This is a genomic window from Chitinophaga polysaccharea, assembly GCF_007829335.1.
GTDB classification, from domain to species: domain Bacteria; phylum Bacteroidota; class Bacteroidia; order Chitinophagales; family Chitinophagaceae; genus Chitinophaga; species Chitinophaga polysaccharea_B.
In genome coordinates this window covers 504,397-522,651 of sequence record NZ_VIWO01000003.1, presented here as the reverse complement: position 1 = coordinate 522,651, position 18,255 = coordinate 504,397, and the positions used below count along the sequence as shown (strand labels likewise).

At 48.2% G+C, this 18,255-nt stretch carries 13 protein-coding genes; 5 read left to right on the top strand and 8 right to left on the bottom strand.

Annotation, left to right across the window (positions count from 1 at the left end; all coding sequences use genetic code 11):
* Positions 1-283: 283 nt before the first annotated feature.
* The 4 genes from FHW36_RS13705 to FHW36_RS13690 form a co-directional block, all read right to left on the bottom strand.
* Entirely contained in the window at positions 284-1,225 is a 942-nt protein-coding gene (locus FHW36_RS13705) for a S41 family peptidase (RefSeq protein WP_145669803.1), read from the bottom strand.
* 66 nt (positions 1,226-1,291) lie between these two features.
* Complete coding sequence (locus FHW36_RS13700; RefSeq protein WP_145669801.1) at positions 1,292-2,074, bottom strand: helix-turn-helix domain-containing protein; 783 nt, start codon at positions 2,072-2,074, stop codon at positions 1,292-1,294.
* A gap of 4 nt (positions 2,075-2,078) precedes the next feature.
* A complete protein-coding gene (locus tag FHW36_RS13695) occupies positions 2,079-2,981 on the bottom strand; it encodes a BPSS1187 family protein (RefSeq protein WP_145669799.1) in 903 nt (300 codons plus the stop codon).
* A gap of 77 nt (positions 2,982-3,058) precedes the next feature.
* On the bottom strand, positions 3,059-6,673 hold the full coding sequence (locus FHW36_RS13690) for a T9SS type B sorting domain-containing protein (RefSeq protein WP_145669797.1): 3,615 nt from the start codon (positions 6,671-6,673) through the stop codon (positions 3,059-3,061).
* A gap of 145 nt (positions 6,674-6,818) precedes the next feature.
* Here FHW36_RS13690 and FHW36_RS13685 point away from each other — a divergent pair, with 145 nt between their 5' ends.
* From FHW36_RS13685 to FHW36_RS13675, 3 genes are all read left to right on the top strand, one after another.
* Entirely contained in the window at positions 6,819-7,469 is a 651-nt protein-coding gene (locus FHW36_RS13685; protein ID WP_145669795.1) for a DUF6304 family protein, read from the top strand.
* Positions 7,470-7,576: 107 nt separating this feature from the next.
* Positions 7,577-7,921, top strand: a complete 345-nt coding sequence (locus FHW36_RS13680; protein WP_145669794.1) for a TfoX/Sxy family protein — start codon at positions 7,577-7,579, stop codon at positions 7,919-7,921.
* 117 nt (positions 7,922-8,038) lie between these two features.
* On the top strand, positions 8,039-9,271 hold the full coding sequence (locus FHW36_RS13675; protein WP_145669792.1) for a cation:proton antiporter: 1,233 nt from the start codon (positions 8,039-8,041) through the stop codon (positions 9,269-9,271).
* Positions 9,272-9,325: 54 nt separating this feature from the next.
* Here FHW36_RS13675 and FHW36_RS13670 read toward each other — a convergent pair whose 3' ends face one another.
* The gene (locus tag FHW36_RS13670) at positions 9,326-11,482 is read right to left on the bottom strand and encodes a glycoside hydrolase family 3 protein (RefSeq protein ID WP_145669790.1); all 2,157 of its coding nucleotides are present in this window, start codon (positions 11,480-11,482) and stop codon (positions 9,326-9,328) included.
* A 147-nt stretch (positions 11,483-11,629) separates the two neighbouring features.
* Here FHW36_RS13670 and FHW36_RS13665 point away from each other — a divergent pair, with 147 nt between their 5' ends.
* A complete protein-coding gene (locus FHW36_RS13665; protein ID WP_145669788.1) occupies positions 11,630-12,745 on the top strand; it encodes an aminotransferase class V-fold PLP-dependent enzyme in 1,116 nt (371 codons plus the stop codon).
* A gap of 39 nt (positions 12,746-12,784) precedes the next feature.
* On the opposite strand, the gene FHW36_RS13660 is transcribed toward FHW36_RS13665, so the two are convergent.
* Positions 12,785-13,618 (bottom strand): aldo/keto reductase, encoded by an 834-nt coding sequence (locus FHW36_RS13660; RefSeq protein WP_145669785.1) that lies wholly within the window; start codon positions 13,616-13,618, stop codon positions 12,785-12,787.
* A gap of 679 nt (positions 13,619-14,297) precedes the next feature.
* Here FHW36_RS13660 and fusA point away from each other — a divergent pair.
* Positions 14,298-16,373, top strand: a complete 2,076-nt coding sequence (fusA, locus tag FHW36_RS13655) for an elongation factor G (RefSeq protein ID WP_145669781.1) — start codon at positions 14,298-14,300, stop codon at positions 16,371-16,373.
* Between the two features lie 63 nt (positions 16,374-16,436).
* On the opposite strand, the gene FHW36_RS13650 is transcribed toward fusA, so the two are convergent.
* Positions 16,437-17,030: a nuclear transport factor 2 family protein gene (locus FHW36_RS13650; protein WP_145669778.1), complete on the bottom strand. Its 594-nt coding sequence runs from the start codon at positions 17,028-17,030 to the stop codon at positions 16,437-16,439.
* Between the two features lie 66 nt (positions 17,031-17,096).
* A complete protein-coding gene (dusB, locus tag FHW36_RS13645) occupies positions 17,097-18,134 on the bottom strand; it encodes a tRNA dihydrouridine synthase DusB (protein WP_145669775.1) in 1,038 nt (345 codons plus the stop codon).
* Positions 18,135-18,255: the final 121 nt, after the last annotated feature.

The window sequence follows — 18,255 nt, the reverse complement described above, 5'->3', positions numbered from 1 at the left end:
CAAAAACGCATAGCCGCCACCCGCAGGCAGCGTAATTTTGTTTCCGCAAAATAATTGCGTGTACGCCAGCTATCGCGACGCACCGAACAAATATTTTTCCAATACCTGTAAGCAGGCAGCCAAACGCCCACGGCTTATAGGAGGCCCTTAGCTGGCATAGTCGCTTTCAGGAAAACGGAACCATGCTTAGAACCATTCCTGTGTAGTTTGATAGTGATGTGTGTGATGACAAAGAAGCCGGTTCTGCACTGAGAACCGGCTTTCTTTTTTATAGGTTACGCTTTTACTGCAAATGATTCATTTCTTCACCGGGCGCTGTTACTACATCCGGCTGTACACCTTTCAACTCCCAATTGTTCCGGGTACCTGGCAATACCGCTGCCATCACCGACACAGAAATAAATACCTGGTCATTGACCACATAAAACTCATTATGGTTGGCCGCCCCGGCAGACGCCTGGCCAATGATCTTCGCCCGGCGATGCGCCTGCATCACATAGGCAAACGCCTCCGCCGCGGAAGCGGTTCTTTTGTTAATCAATACATATAGCGGGCCATCATACCTATAGGCCGAATCTACCGCCACTGTACGATCTACTTCTCCGGGCCCAGTACCGCCATAAGACTCCAGCAACGTTAGGCCGGCCGGCAAAAAGCACCCCTCAAACACCAGGTCTATTTCACTACCACCACCGCCATTGTCCCGCAAGTCGATGATCAACGCCTTGGTACGGTGCACAAAAGCCATGGCCGCCTGTAATACAGGCAAACTCTCTGCTGAAATATTAATCTGGTCCAGTTTAATATACCCCGTATCGCCTTTCAATATCTTCACCTCACGGAAACCATAATTGTGCTCCCGCGCTTCCGGACTGTGAAAGAAATCATCTGTGCCACCACTCTCCTCACGCTGCGCACGGATACCCTTCACTCTTTCAGGGCTGTATCGCATATACAGGTGCCCATCCTGGCTAAACTGATGCAGTATAGTAGTGCCGATAGAGTCAAAGGCTTTCCAGCTGGGCAGATGATTAAAAGCACCGGCTTTATATTGCGCTTTAAGATGATTGGCGATAGCATCGCCTTTGTCCGCAAAAACATAGTGACGTTTGATAAGGACCGCAGCACTGTCTACCGCCCTGGCTACTTCTTTGGGGGCCAACTCCTGTTGTGCCTTTACCAGCAGGGGCATACAGTACAATCCCAGCCAGATAAATCTTTTCATACCTATAAAATTTATCTGCCAAAGATCCGATGTTCTTCCTTCCTGAAATAGTATAAAATTAGCCTGCTATATTTGTTGGTACCGGCGGGGCAGAAAACCGGTAACTGACTTGAAGGTCCGTATAAAGTGGCTCTGGTCAAAGAATCCACAGCTGTAAGCAATATCAGTAAGCGATGCTTCCTGCGTTTGCACCATTACCAGCGCCCGGTCTATTTTTATCTTGCGCATATATTCCCCCAGCGAGCAATTAAAATAAACAGGAAAATACCGGGAAATAGTCACCGGGTGTATGCCCAGGATAACAGACATCTCCTGCAGGGACAATGTTTCATTCCAGCGGTCGTTCAACAGCATTTTCAATTGCAATACCCAGGGCGGCATTTCGGCTTTACGCACCAGCGGCGCGGTAAACCCGGGCAACAACAGGGATGGAATGAGAGCCGCATCTCCCAGCTTACACGCCTGATAAGCCTTTAGCACGGCATATTTCATCTGCTCCAGTTGCTCCGGGAAACGGTCCACCGCACTGAACGACAATCCATAGTGCTTTAAAAAGCTATCAGGTATCTCCAGGTTGATGTTAACGGAAGGACACTGGGTATGGCTATTTTTATGCGACTCCCCGCTACGATAAAATAATACTTGCCCGGCCAGCACCTCTTTCTCCTTAACGGAACGATGCTCTACGTTTCCTCCTCTTACCACTACCGTTAAATGGTGATGCTCATGATAATGCCAACCCTGGTACACGGGAGGCTGCCTGTAAACAGCCTTGCTTACAATCACCCCTTCCTGGTGAAACACCCCATCCGCTTCTCCTAAAAACACGCCCGCTTCCAGTTTGCGCATAAATCTATTTTTTTGTTGCGTTGCTGATCATATAACGCCACACAGGCACAAATTCGGTACTCAGGGTGGAACCATGCGTATCTTTGCGGTCTATATCGGTCACCAGTATCTGCCGTTTACCCGCCACCGTTACACCGGGAGATACCATGGTGGTATCTGCGGCCGCAGGTCTTATAACCGCTGCCACATCCTGCGCCTGGTAGTCGAACACATAAGGATCGCGTACATGCAGGAAAGCATAATACCTTCCTACCGGCGTCAATCCATGTTCCCATTGCCAGCCGGCCGGCCGGTGGAACTGTTGCAGGTAATCCTGTGGTCCGGAAAATAACAGCACACCGCCCATCCGGAAATGTTTACCCATAAAAGCAGCATGACCGGCGCCCTGTGAATGGCCCGCCACAACAATCTTATCCCAGGCCGGCCCCCCCTGTTTTAAAAACATTTTCCAACCGGCATCTTTTCCTGCCAGATATTTCAACAGCGCCGTTACACGATGCACAATACTATTCATGGAATCTACTGCTACCTTGTCACTCACCGGGGTGCCAAACATAATTTCTTCCCTGAAATGATCAAAACAAGTACTGTCTTCACTCTTGGAACAAACGGTAGTAATCACGTTATTCATATAATCCAGGCTGATCACATAATATCCCATGGCGGCAAAACAGCTGTCGAAAGAACGCATATGTACTGCAGCCCCACCGGTACCCGGAATCATCAGCAACAGCCGATGCTGGTTGGTACCCGCCGCTGGCTGCATCGCCATATGTGGGGAATGAACGGTTTGTATACCCGCCTGCGTAGCTGCAGGATCTATCAACTGTACTTTCACCTGCGCATAAGCCGTGGCAGCCAGCAACCAGGTCGCGAAAAGAAGAACAATGGCTTTCAATATTCTCATAACAAACATAACAGGATTTGATGTCAAGATACACCTTTTGCAGCGCTTTAAACAGTGCGATGTGATATGTGGCGCAACTACCGGATCAGCGTCACTGCACCCTTTACCAACTGTGTACTGCCATCCATAAACTCTACCGTAGCGTAATAAACATAAGCACCCATCGCTGCCGGCTTATCGTTGATCATCCCGTTCCAACCGTAGCTCCGGTCGTTGGCTGGCGTGTTATGCGCTTCAAATACCTTATTTCCCGACCGGTTATAGATATAAAAGTCCCGGATCATCTTAATATCCCAGCTGCCTATCACATAAAACCAATCATTTTGCCCATCTCCATTGGGCGTAAAGGCATTAGGCATGGTAATGCCTGTATTGGTGAATGTTTTGATATAGACAGATGCCGTATCCGTGCAATAATATTTGTTGGCGGCCATCACCGTATAACGCATAGATGACAAAGCCGATGCCACCGGAGCCACGCAATTGCTGCAGGACAAACCTATAGCCGGCGTCCAGGCGTAAGAAACAGCTGGTCCTCCTTCTACAATGGCCAGCAACCCAGTTGCCGCCGGCCGGGGAAGCTCAATCAACGTTCGGTCCATGGTAACGGAAAACGGCGTATAACCAATGTTCGCCAGGTTATTGGCATAATCTGTTTCTTCCACCACATAGTTGGCCGATTGCCGGTTTACAACCGCCGTAATGTCCCGCCCCTGTGGCGAGGCCACCACCGTGGTAAATTCCCTGCAAACGCCATCTGTCACCGGCGTATAAAACAACGGCAACAACACGCCTGTCCGTTCGCTGGCTGGATCCCCATCATAAAAAGATATCGGCAATTTTGCCGGTATGCTGTCGTAACCATTGGCGGTACACACCTTAAACTTCACCAGCGTATGCTGGTTGTCATAACAGTCGGTCTGCAACAGATCTATTGTAAAATCCGGCGGGAAAATATGCACATACTGCCGGTCCCTGATCGTACAACCGTACCGGTTAGTCAGCTGCACGCCAATAAAAGCGCTGTCTTTCATCACTGCCTGGGGCGCAGCACAGGTGTAGCAACTCAACGTATAGGCGTTATCGTTCTGCCATAAAATATCCCTGGGTGTAAAGGCGGATACCTGGTAACGCAGCGGAAACGTTGCTTTCCGCATCACCATGGTATCTTGTGGAAAGATAGATACAGTAGGCCGCTTGTATTGCCATTGCGTAGTATTATTATGATAATCGGCTTCATTCAGCCCGGTTTCCGGCACCTGCGGCCGGGCATCCATATTCACGATGGCAAATACATTGCCGGTAGACGTTCCCTTGATATCACTGCCATAGTCTTCACAGGCGCCGGTACTGGCAACAGGCGTAATAAACCCATTACCCAGCACGTTGGCGGCAGGATCTCCCGGGGTCCTGTCGTAAAACGCCACCGTCAACTGCGCAGGGATATTACCCTTTTTATAGCCATTACAAAGAGAGAAAGTAACATGCAAACTATCTCCATGGGAACAATCTACACTTTTCACCTGCACCGTATAATCATCTACCACGGGGATATGCAGGGTGGCAATGGCACTATCGTAACAGGCATAGGGCGAGTAGGCCAGCACCTGGTCGGTAGTCACAGTATCTTTCCGGTAAGGTGCCGTAAAAGTAGGTGTTACACAACTAGTACAGCTGAGATAGTTACCCGTCCAGCTGGCACTTTGCAGGGTACCATTTACGCCTTTGGGTGTTAACACCACCTGTTGTTCCGGTGTCAGGGTAAAATCTGCCGGATCCAGGACCACCCTGAACTTAAACCCTTTCTTTATGGCGATATTATTACCATAGTTGGTTTCCACGAGGCTGGTATTGGGGAGAAGTAATGGCAAAGTGGAACCATTATCGTTCAGCACTACGCTTAGCGTATCTATCCCTGCCCTGCCTGCATCTACCACGGTAGACAGCAACGGCGTGGAGCATTTACCTGGAAGGTCCGATGGCAGCGGCCATACAGCACCGACCTTCTTCGTACCAGGCTTGCGGGGATCGCCATCGTAAAAAGATACTGGTGTGTTTTTGGGGATGGTATCGTAACCAAAATTATGGAAGTATAAGGTAACCTTTACTTTGGTTTGCTGATAGCATTCTACTTTAGTCACATATACGGCACCATCAGGCGTAGGATCATCTACAATAATCTGTACAACATTGGAGGTATCAAAACAGTGTCCATCAGTAGCGGCTAAACGAACATGGTAATTGCCGGGCGTTTTAAAAACGTATGTAAGTTGTTCGATGGTGCTGATTTCCTGTTCCACCATGCCCTTGTCGTTGCTCATCAACCAGCTCCAGCTAGTAGCGTTGCGCGACCGGTTATGAAACATCACGCTGTCCAGCGAAAAGCCGGCTTTAGAAGCAATCTTTCGCTTGCTGGGCCAGAAACGGGCAACCACGCCGCAGCTTACCTGTATCACATCATTGGTGGTGGCAAAGCACCCGTTCACGGTATTGGTTACACGCAATATAATTTCATAATTCTTCTTTTGTGTTACGGTAAGCTGTAAAGTGGGGGCATTCCCCTGTGGCACGCCATCTACCAGCCACTGATAGGCATTCCCACCCGTACCGGTGCTGGTAAAGGTAACCTTGTCGCCTACTACGGGGTATTCAATATCGCGGGTAAAAGCAGCAATGATATTATCCGTACAGGGATCGTTACAAACCGTACTGGCGAGCATTCCGGTGAGGGCTACGGCAATAAAATCGTGCATCCGCTGGGCTTGCCCGGCCGTAAATGATAACACACATCCGGTACCCTGGCCATAGTCCATGAAATTATCCGGCAGGTCGGGCACGTCGGTAGTAAACCCGGATAAGGTATCGGTACTACAGGAGTTCTGCGGAGCGGAACAGGCATATCCGCCGGTAATCGTTCTTTCCGGCGGTGTATCACACACTTTATCTCCATCTACCAAACAATCGTCGTTCTTACAGTCCCTGTTGGCAAAAGTATGCAACAGGCTCAGGTAGTGTCCCATTTCATGCGCCAGCACACCTACCCCTAACCCTGCCACCACAATATCGCCACCGGCGCTGGCATAACCGCCCATTTTTAGACGGGTCCATACGCCGCAGTTAAAGTCCTGCATATACTCCGACTTGATATCGGTAACTACCCATATGTTGATGTAACGGCTGCCGTCCCACTTACCCAATGCAGTAAGATCGCTGCCTTCCATTTCGTTGTCAAAATCAGATAAATAGGAATGTGTCCGTACAATGCCACTGGTTTTGCCACCATCGGGGGCTGTTTTAGCCAGGCAAAACTGGATCTTGGTATCGGTACGGGCGCCGGTGAACGCGCCGGTGGCAGCATAGGCGTCATTTAGTTCCTTTAGCGCCGCTATCACCGCCGCATCCGGAAATGCCGCCGGATCTTCGTTGATAATATGAAAAACTACCGGTAATACTACCGGTGCAAAGGAAGCCACCGAGCCTGGGGTGGTAATGTATTGGCGCTTCAGGATAGCATTGTTTATGGCCTGCTCCCGCGCCAGGTAAGAGGCATCCTTCCGCCATCGTTCCTGTAAGGCATCGGCGCCGCAAGGACGTATGTTCACTGGCATTCCTTCCTGTGCCCGTGCAACCACAGGAAATAAGAGGCATAGCAATAACAGTGCATGCAGGTTCTTCAAAAGTGGCAAGTGCATTAACGACAGATGTATTAAAGTAGAGCAAATATATGATCATTTTTGCTAATCAATAAAATTATCGCGTCGCACCATTAAAAAACATGATGAAATAAACTGGCAGCGGAATCGCTATCTTTATCGACGCATATAACGCCACTTTCTAATGACATTCCCTGTTATTTATACCGACAGCACCGGCACCGTACACACACAATTTACCAGCGATGGCGCAATGCTCCGCGTCCCCATCCGGGATATCACATTTACCGGCAGCAATTTCGACAGCCTGGAAAAAGACGATCCGGCACCACTGCCGCCAGGCATTACGCTCGATCCTTTTCAATATGTCACCAATTGCACCTTTCAAATAACCATCCCCATTAAGATGCGCATAGCCCAGGCTACAGCTACAGCAGCGTTGACTATCAGGCTGCTGCTCCGCAGCGGTATACAAGCCCGCTACGACCAATGCAGCCTCACCATCGATGGCCTAAATACCTATACGCTTCCGGATGGTGGTGGAGAATTTACAATGGAAGGAATATTATCTCAACTACAAAAACTATTGCCGCAAAACGCTGCTTTTCAATGTTGTTATTATTGCGCTTTTTCCCATTATCATCCGTTAGGAAACGATACTTTCGGTGGCATGAATTGTTACCGGTATTTAAAAAAAGAAATTCTCGGGGTAAGCAATAAACATGAACTGATGGAGCTTGCCCACCTGCACCGGCAGCAGATTCCGAACACCCAGGAAACCTGGCACTGCAGCGAGTTTACGGAGGCAACGCCAGATGTCTGGAGATACATATAAGCACGATAACGTATACGAAACCATTGCAGCATTAAGAGAAGCCCTGGAAAGCAGTACAGCAATTAGCGGGAAATCGTATCTTTATTATCTCCCAAAAAAATTACGCCATGGCATACAATGAAAAACTGGCAGACCGCGTTCGCGAAATATTATCCGCCACTACCACCAATATTGTTGAAAAGAAAATGTTTGGAGGCCTGTGCTTTATGGTCAACGATAAAATGTGTATAGGCGTACGACCCGATAAAATGATGGTAAGAATAGATCCCGCTAAATCTGATGAAGTGCTGGAAGCCAACAGCGGCGCAGAAGTGATGATACATGGCGGCAAAGAAATGAAAGGATTCATCTTCGTTGACGAAAACACCCTCCACTCCAAAAAGCAATTACAGTATTGGATTAAAATGGCATTAGAATTTAACGATAAAGCACCATCTTCCAGGAAAAAGTAAATCGAAAATGCAAATCAGCCCATGATTGCCTGCTTTTTTTCTATCTTTAAAGCCCTCCGGAATAACTGTAGCATCATTAGGAACCTGATTTTTTAACTGGCATTATTCGATTTGCTTATGAACACTTTCACGCTGATAACGGCATTAGTTACCATTAGTGCATTAATCTCCTATCTCAACAACCGGTTTATCAAACTACCCGGCACCATTGGTGTAATGGTAGTGGCTATCTTGTTGTCGGTCCTCATTTCCCTGACCGGTAAAATATTCCCGGATGTATTTTCCTTTATCAAAGACGTTACCCACGGTATCGATTTTACGGGCACCCTGCTGGATATTATGTTAGGCTTCCTCCTCTTTGCCAGTGCCCTGCATTTCGATTTCAATAAACTGAAAGAACAACGATACCCGGTGCTGGTACTTAGTACCATAGGCGTAGTGGGTTCTACCTTCATCTTCGGTTTCCTGCTGTACTGGGCCACAGCGCTAATGCATATCGATATCCCTCTCGTGTACTGCCTCCTCTTTGGCGCATTGATTTCACCTACCGATCCGGTAGCAGTATTGTCTATCCTGAAAAAATCAAAAGTGCCCGCATCCCTGGAAACGATTATCGGTGGTGAGTCGCTACTCAACGATGGTACCGGTATCCTCCTTTTCGTCATTCTCAAGGAAGTAGCCGGCGCCACGGATCCGCATGTTACCTTCGGCCATGCGGCCGCCGTTTTTTCCCAGGAAGTATTCGGAGGCGTACTACTCGGCGTCATCTCCGCCATTGTCGCTTACCGGACCATGAAACGAGTGGATGATTTCCAGATTATTGTGATGGTATCATTGTCCATGGTGATGGTTATTTCTGTGCTAGGCGCCATGTTACACGTATCTATTCCACTGGCGGCCGTTTCTGCCGGACTGATATTGGGTAACACTTCCCTGGGTACCAAACAGTCTGAAGATATACAACGCTACTTTCATAATGTATGGAATCTCATCGATGAACTCCTGAACACCATTTTATTCGTGATGATTGGCCTCCAGATTGTGATTATGCCCTTCCTGCAAAACTATTGGTTTACCGGCCTGGTATCGGCTATCTTTATATTGATGGCCCGCGCAGCCAGTATTGTAGGGCCTTCCGCTATATTTAAACGCACGCTGAAACTCAATTACAAAAGAATTACCATCCTGGTATGGGCAGGACTCCGGGGCGGCATTTCCGTAGCATTGGCGCTGTCTTTACCGGAATCTCCCTATAAAGAACTCATTTTATCCGCCAGCTACTTCGTGGTGCTGTTCTCTATCATTGTACAGGGACTCACGCTGAAGAGAGTGGTAGATCGCATGGCATAAAAGTAAATGGGCTGGTGTGATTACACCAGCCCATTTACTTTTATATACTATTGCTTACTTTATTTTGACATTTTCACTCAGCACAAAATTGTCAGAACTCTTGCCTATATTCACTTTATACGTCCCCTTATATAACTTCCACGCGTGCTTTTGCAGGTCCCACTTCTGTAACTCGGTAACAGGTATTTCCAATTGCACTACTTCCTGTCCTCCTTGTTTCACCATCACTCTTTTAAACGCTTTCAGTTCTTTTACCGGCATCCGCTCTACATCGGGGTAACTGATATATGCCTGTACTACCTCATCTCCATCGTAAGTACCGGTATTTTTTACAGCTACGGATACACGAATGGTATCTTTGCTGCCATATTCCTTTGCAGGCGCCTGTTGCCAGGCATAGTCAAAGGTGGTATAACTTAAGCCATAACCAAAAGGATATTCCGCTTTGCCTTTAAAATAACGATAGGTGCGATTCTTCATGCTATAGTCCTTATAATCGGGCAGGTCCTGTAAAGATTGATAAAAAGTTACTGGCAAACGACCTGCCGGTGAATATTTGCCGAAGATGATATCAGCGAGTGCATTACCACCCTGCTCACCGGGATACCAGGCCAGTATCACCGCATCAGCATAAGGAGCAATCGCTGATACGTCTACTGCGCTGCCAGCTGTGATCACGGCAATAATGGGTTTTTTATGGGCCTCCCGCAGCTTCTTCATAAACAGTACCTGTGAACGGGGTAAGCTCAGCGTGCTTTTATCTCCACCGGAAGCCGACAGGAAGGCATCTCCTTCTTCTCCTTCCAGCAAAGGCGTTAATCCTATCACCGCTACGGTTACATCGCAGTTCTGGGAAGCCCAGATACCGCCAAAATGCAGGGTATCGGTAAAGTCGCATCCCTGGTCGTACTGCATGGCCATACCCGGACCAGCAGCTTTGGCAAGACCTGCAGCAAAGGTCACCATGTTGCCGGATACGCCGTGATAATTACCCATCAATGCTTCCAGGGAAGCGGAGTTGGAACCGGCTACCAGCATAGATGTATACTTATCGGCCTTCAATGGCAATATCCCATCATTCTTCAGCAGCACCATGCTTTCCCTGGCCGCCTGGCGGGCCAGTTGCGCATGCCAGCTGTTGTTAACGCTATCTGCCCCAAACTGGCCGTAAAGGGCTGATGGCGCAGCATCAAATAATCCCAGCTTCATACGGGTACGTAAACTGGCCGCCAGGGCACTATCTACATCCGCATTGGTTAGCCATCCCTTTTGGATAGCCTTCATCACATCGTCCTGTAAAATGTTGGCGCAGTCGAGGTTTACCCCGGCTTTAATAGCCGCAGCAGCTACTTCTTCACGGGTAGGTATCGCCTTATGTCTTAACCAGATATCATCCAATGCCCAGCAGTCGGTTACCAACTGGCCACCAAATTTCCATTCATGCCGCAAAATGTCCTGCAGCAGGGTATTGCCGGTACAGCAAGGTTGACTGTTTACCCGGTTGTAGGCGCACATGATCGATTCTACTTTCCCATCTACCAGTTTTTTGAAAGCATAGAGATAGGTTTCTCTCAGGTCTTTTTCATCGATGATCGCATTAAAGCTATGGCGGTCAGCCTCAGGACCACTGTGTACTGCGAAATGCTTGGCACAGGCAGCCGTTTTCAGCTGCCCGGGGATATCTCCCTGTAAGCCCTGCACAAAAGCACCGGCCATCGCGGCGGTCAGGTAAGGATCTTCTCCATAGGTTTCCTGCCCGCGGCCCCAGCGGGGATCACGGAAGATATTAATATTGGGCGTCCAGAAATTCAGCCCCATATACTGTACATGCCGGTGTTGCTGTACGGCCAGGTTGTATTTGGCACGCGCCTCTGTAGAAATTGTATTGGCTACCTCTTTAGCTAAAGGGGCATTAAATGTAGCAGAAAGACCTATAGCCTGCGGATACACGGTGGCTTCCCCGCCACGGGCAATACCATGCAGGGCCTCATTCCACCAGTTGTACGCCGGGATCTGCAGCCGGTCTATCGACGGCGTGTTATACCCCAGCATCGAAATCTTTTCAGCCAGGGTCAGCGTATGCAACAAATCATTAACCCGCTCCTGTACAGGAGCATCCGGCCTTTTGAATAGCGCAGGTTGTTGTGCCCCGGCCTTCAACACAAACAAAAATACGGCCGCATAAATAACAAGATATTGTTTCCTCAACATGCTAAAAAAGTGAATTTGAAATGATATTGTTCCCTGCCCTGTCCGCAAGTTATCATATAAAAAACATAATCAGGACGCTCTGCCCCGTCAGTTGTTTATTTTGTTTATTATCGTGTAATAATTAATAAAATAGTATAACCGGCATATATGAATAAATGGGAAAAAATAAGGGCCGACTACCCGGTAACCAGCAAATGCGTATACCTGTTCACCAATGGCGGAGGCCCTGTAAGCACACCCTTTGTGCAACATGCGCACCACCTGCTGACCGAATTGTCGGAAAAAGGAAGGGAGGTAATGCCCGCATGGGATAATACCAGCAATGAAATACGCAGCCTGGTTGCCCGCATGGTCAATGCGCAGCCGCACGAAATCGCGTTCGTTACCAATACTGCACATGCCATGACCATGCTCTATGGCATGTTTCCCAAAGACTACGAAATCATCACCATGCGGGATGAATTTCCTACCAGCTTCGTGGGATGGCTGCACAACGGCTTTACAATCCGATTCGTCGGCAGCAACGATACCGGCCATATCTCACTGGAAGATATCGCTGCACAAATTACACCGGCTACCCGCATCCTCATTACCAGCCATGTGATGTTTAGAACCGGCTTCCGCCAGGACCTGAAAGCCATCGGCGAACTATGCCGGCAACATAATATTATCCATATTGTAGACGCTACCCAATCGTTTGGTGTAAACCCGATAGATGTGCAGGAATATAACATCGACATCCTCATTTTCCACGGGTACAAATGGGTAACTGCCGGCTATGGCGCAGGGGCTATGTATGTATCACAAAAAATACTGGAGCAATATCCTCCTACGCTGATGGGCTGGTATAACGTGGAATACGAAATACCGGATTTCCAGTCGGTGAAAGACTATACCCACTTTACCCCCAGGAAAGACGCGGGAGTGTTTGAAACCGGTACGCTGCCCTATATTAATATCCAGCTGCTGGGACATGCCCTGCAATACCTGGAGCGTATAGGCATCGCTGATATTGATGACTATATACAATCATTGATCAGCTACCTGGCGCAACAAGCTGCTGCACACGGCGTTCCACTACTTACTGCTTATCCGGAAGCGCACCGCTCTGCTATCCAACGACTGGATATCACCCCGGAACAATATGCCCGGGCTGCGCAGCAAAATATAGTGGCCAGGTATAAAAACAATCAACTCACCGTCGCCCTCAATTTTTACAATAACCAGGAAGATATCGACCGCCTCCTGGCGGCTATCGCATAAAACAAAACAGGGTGTGATCATCTCACACCCTGTTTATATTTAGAAATTGAAATTATCCGGATCCGGCCCTACCCGCTGCCCCCGGTCTAACGCAGCTATCTTTTGTACATCCTCCTCGCTGATGGAAAAATTAAAGAGATCGGCGTTGGAAATAATCCGGTCTCTGCGAACGCTCTTGGGAATAGTTACCACCCCTTTCTGTAAATCCCATCGCAGGATCAACTGTGCTACCGACACGTTATATTTTACCGCCAGCTCCTGCAGCAAAGGCACTTCAAAGGCTTTCCCCTGCATAAGAGGGCTCCAGGCTTCAAACTGGATCTGATGCTGCTGGCAGAAATCCAGTAAACGTTGTTGTACCAGGTAAGGATGAAACTCCAGCTGGTTTACCATAGGCGTTACTTTAGCCGTTTGGAAAAGATCTTCCAGGTGGTGCTGCAGGAAGTTGCTCACGCCAATGGCTTTAATTCTTCCATCCGCATACAGCTGCTCCAGCGCACGCCAGGTTTCTTTATACTTCCCTTTCACTGGCCAGTGTACCAGGTACAGATCCAGGTAGTCTGTCTTCAAACGGCCCAGCGAGGCATCAAATGCTTTCAGCGTACTGTCGTAGCCCTGATCCGCATTCCATACCTTCGTGGTCAGGAAAATATCTTTCCGGTCTACTGCATGCTGTGCAATGGCTACCCCCACCCCTTCTTCATTACCGTAAACAGCAGCGGTATCGATATGCCGGTAACCGGCATCCAACGCATAGGTTACAGCATCTACCACTTCCTTTCCTTCCTTCGTCTTAAAAACACCCAATCCCAGGTAGGGCATCTCTACACCATTGGACAGCCACACTGTCCCGTTCAAATTCGTAATATCCATAAAACATTATTTTATCCAGTTATTTGAAACGCCGGTAAGGCATATTTGTTCAAACGGAACGATAATTACCCCTTCAGCAACCGTCAAATTTACAACGGTTCACAGACGTATAACTGGTAAAAGTTAAAGATTTTTTTGTATAAAAATAAGAAGCCGGCCTTAGCAGATTTCAACAAACGTCCCGGTCGTCTTTCTTCATCGATTTCGTACCTTTGTAAAAGTATTGCTATTACTGACGACGCACTGAATTAGTTTTTTTAATGAATTATTACTATCTTTGCGGAGCATTTTAAAAACGTATGAAACGTATACTCACATATCAGACAAGCAGCTATTCAAATGCCGTTATCAGAGCGGTAATTGCAAGTACGCGTATTGTCTTAATTCAAGACGGGGAGGCAAATCCATCCCGGATATGAGAGGTTAATATATAATTCTCCTGAATTTATTTCAAGAGGCCTCTTCATCCGAAGAGGCCTCTTTTATTTGCTTCCCCCACGCTCCAAAATATCATTAGCACTACTAACATTTATTCATCATGAACGGCAACAGGAAATTTATTATTAAAGCAATTTTATCACTTACCTGTCGGTAATGCAGGGCTGCCTGTTGCATGTTTGCAAAAGCCTCTCATTACCAGATGAGAGGCTTTTTTTATGCTTCTTTTAAACAAGACTTTATGAAACGCTTAGCAGATTTCAGAAATATAGGTATCATGGCGCACGTAGATGCAGGTAAAACAACGCTCACCGAACGCATGCTTTACTTCACCGGCCTTACACATAAACTGGGTAATGTAGACGATGGGAATACCGTGATGGATACGGATCCACAGGAAGAAAAAAGAGGTATCACTATTTCATCTGCGGCCATCACTACTTATTGGAAATACAATGATAACACCTGGCAGATCAATATTATCGATACACCGGGACACGTGGACTTTACCGCCGAGGTAGAACGTTCCCTGCGGGTGCTCGACAGCGCCATCGCCGTATTCTGCGCCCGCTCCGGGGTACAGCCGCAATCCGAAACCGTATGGCACCAGGCTAACCACTACCAGATTCCCCGCATTGCGTTCATCAATAAAATGGACCGGCAAGGCGCCGACTTCCGGCGTGTAGTGCAGGAAATACGGGAACGCCTCAACGCCAATGTGCTGCCGGTACAAATACCCATCGGCGCGGAAGATGATTTCAGCGGCGTGATAGACCTGATCGCCATGAAAGCCCTGGTATGGACTACAGACGATGGTAAAACTTACGAGACCCGCGATATCCCGGCTGCGTTGCTGGAAGACGCGCAGGCCGCACGCCGTTATCTGCTGGAAGAACTTTCACTGTTGGATGAATCGTTGCTGAATAAATACGCCAGCGATCCGGCCACCATCAGTACCACAGATATACATCGCGCGTTGCGCAATGCTACCATCCGCCTGGAAGCAGTGCCGGTACTGGCAGGTGCCGCCTTTAAAAATAAAGGTATACAACCCCTGCTCGATGCCGTGGCTGCCTGGCTGCCTGCACCGTCAGATATTGCCGAAGTGAAAGCGACCGATCCAGATACGGATAACACGGTAACTATTACCGCCAGCGAACAATCACCTTTAGCCGCACTGGCATTCAAAATCATCACCGATGATTTCGTAGGGAAGTTAACGTTAGTACGTGTATATGCCGGCGTGTTACGCAACGGAGACACCCTCTGGAATGGCCGTACCGGCCGCAAAGTGCGGATCAGCCGCCTGATGCGTATCATGTCCGATAAATATGAAACGGTGAATGAAATAGGTGCCGGCGACATTGGCGCCGTAGTGGGACTGAAAGATGTGAAAACAGGCGACAGCCTCGCAGATCCGGATCATCGCGTATTGCTGGAAAAAATCAGCTTCCCTGAACCCATGATCGGTTACGCCATCGAGGCCAAATCCTCCAGGGATAACGACAAGCTGGGTGAAGCGCTGAGCAGGCTGCTCGATGAAGATCCCACCCTCAGCGTAACCGTAGATAATGCAACGGGGCAAACGATTCTCAAAGGTATGGGCGAACTACACCTCGAAGTAGTACTGGAAAAACTGGCTACCCAATACCAGGTGCAAGTCAACAAAGGCCAGCCACAGATTGCGTACAAGGAAATATTCACCAAGGTAGTTACCCACCGCGAAATCTATAAAAAGCAAAATGGCGGCTCCGGTAATTTTGCTAACATTGAATTTGAATTGTCGCCAAGAGCCGACGATGAACCTGGACTGGAATTCATCAACGAAATAAAAGGCGGCGCCATACCGAAAGAGTTCATTCCGGCTATCAGCAAAGGCTTTGAGTCAGCCATGCTCAATGGCGCCCTCGCCGGCTACCCGCTGAAGTCAATGCGCATACGCTTGCTGGATGGGGCCATACACCCCACCGACTCGCACGCGCTTGACTTTGAACATGCGGCGGTCATTGGTTTCAAGAACGTGGCAGCCCAGGCGGCTCCCCGCCTGCTGGAACCCTGGATGAAAGTAAGCGTTACCCTGCCGGAAGAATATACCGGCGCCGTAACGGGCGATCTCAACAGGCGCCGTGGCCTGATCAAACAGATAGCTACGGAAACACAGGTACAAACCATCACGGCGATGGTTCCCCTGTCGGAACTATTCGGTTATATCACCGCATTGCGCACCCTCACCTCCGGAAGGGCCACCGCTTCGCTGACGTTTGAACAATACCAGGCCGTACCTGGAAACATCAGTCAACAGGTACTCGCTAAATAAAAAGAAATGGCCCCGCGCTACAACAGCGCGGGGCCATTTTCATTTTTCACCAGTATATACAACTTATTTTAAAACAGGGGCATCTGCTCTCACATCCTGGTAAAATTGCTTTACCAGCCTGCTGTCCGGCAGCGAATTCAATACGGTAATGAACCATTCATCTCCCTTCTTCACCACTTTTCCTTTATAATATCCCACCGACATCAGTTGAATTTGTCCGTTGGTTAAATCGGTCCATAAACAGCTGGCATACATACTTACTTTTACGGTATCGTTCATACCAGGCGTAAACTGCATGTTGGTAATCATATGCCGTTGCTGGTAATGCGAATTACGTACACTTAATAACAGGGAATCGATTTTAGCCGTCCAGTTCTGCTTACCTTTTAATTTCACCCCATCTATATCGCCCCGGATATTATCATCCATATAGGCCACACATTTGTTCAAATCTCCATTGTCGAAATGTTCACAAAAACCATATATCACTTTTTCTATATGGCGCTGGTCCCTATAATTAAAATCGGTGCCGGCTACAGCTGCTGCGGAAATATTATTGGAGTCTGATAAAGGTTTTTCTTTTGGAGATGAATTACAGGAAAGAAGGCCTGTTAAACTGCCAAACAAGGCAGCTGTCATTAGGGAGTTTTTGAACATTTGTTGAATTTTATGATATAACAAAACAAACGCATAATAAGTTTTATTATAGCATAAAATTCCCCGTTATAACGGACACTTTTGATGATAATCAATCAGTTCAATAGGGCTATTTTCCAGTTCAATGCCTTTGTAATAAGCGGCTACCTCGTCCAGGGTGGCTTCTACTTCTTCAATCGTTTTGCCGGTTACCAAACGGGGACGAAACTGCTTGATATCCGGTAATCCTTTCAGGTAATTGGCATAACAGCCCCGCATTTCGTTAATCCCCTGTACGGGCCCTTTCCATTCTACCGACAGGCGCAAATGCTTCTTGCTAACAGCAATTCGCTCTTCCAACGTAGGTCCTGCCAGCAATTCGCCGGTTTTTACATAGTGCTTGATTTCCCGGAACAACCAGGGATACCCGATCACGGCACGGCCAATCATGATACCATCCACGCCATAGCGGTTTTTATATTCCACCGCTTTCTGGGGACTATTGATATCTCCATTACCAAAAATAGGAATATGTATACGCGGGTTGTTCTTTACTTTACCAATCAGGTCCCAGTCGGCCTGCCCTTTATACATCTGGCAACGGGTACGCCCGTGTATGGCCAGCGCTTTTATCCCTACATCCTGGAGGCGTTCTGCCACTTCTTCTATATTCTTGGATTCTTCATCCCAGCCCAGTCTTGTTTTCACGGTTACCGGCAAACGGGTAGCTTTCACACAGGCTTCGGTGAGCCGCACCATCAGGTCGAGATCCTTTAGCACGCCGGCTCCGGCTCCCCGGCCAGCCACTTTCTTCACCGGGCAGCCAAAATTAATATCCAGCAAATCGGGATTGGTAACATCTACGATTTTGGCAGCCATGGCCAGGCTGTCTTCATCACCACCGAATATCTGGATTCCCACTGGTCGCTCGTACTCAAAAATATCCAGCTTTTTCCTGCACTTGATGGCATCACGGATCAACCCCTCACTGGAGATAAATTCCGTGTACATCAGATCGGCCCCTGCGTCCTTACAGATAGCCCTGAACGGAGGATCACTTACATCCTCCATAGGCGCCAGCAGCAACGGAAAATCCGGCAGCGTTATGTTATCAATCTTTACCAAAATCTGTTTTTTTCAGAGAAACCGCAAAGATAAACAAATATTGCCGAACCAATGGAACGCCAGCATTCGTAAATTTTAACTACATTCCATTGGTATAATCTTTGGCCCCGCTCTCAAAAGC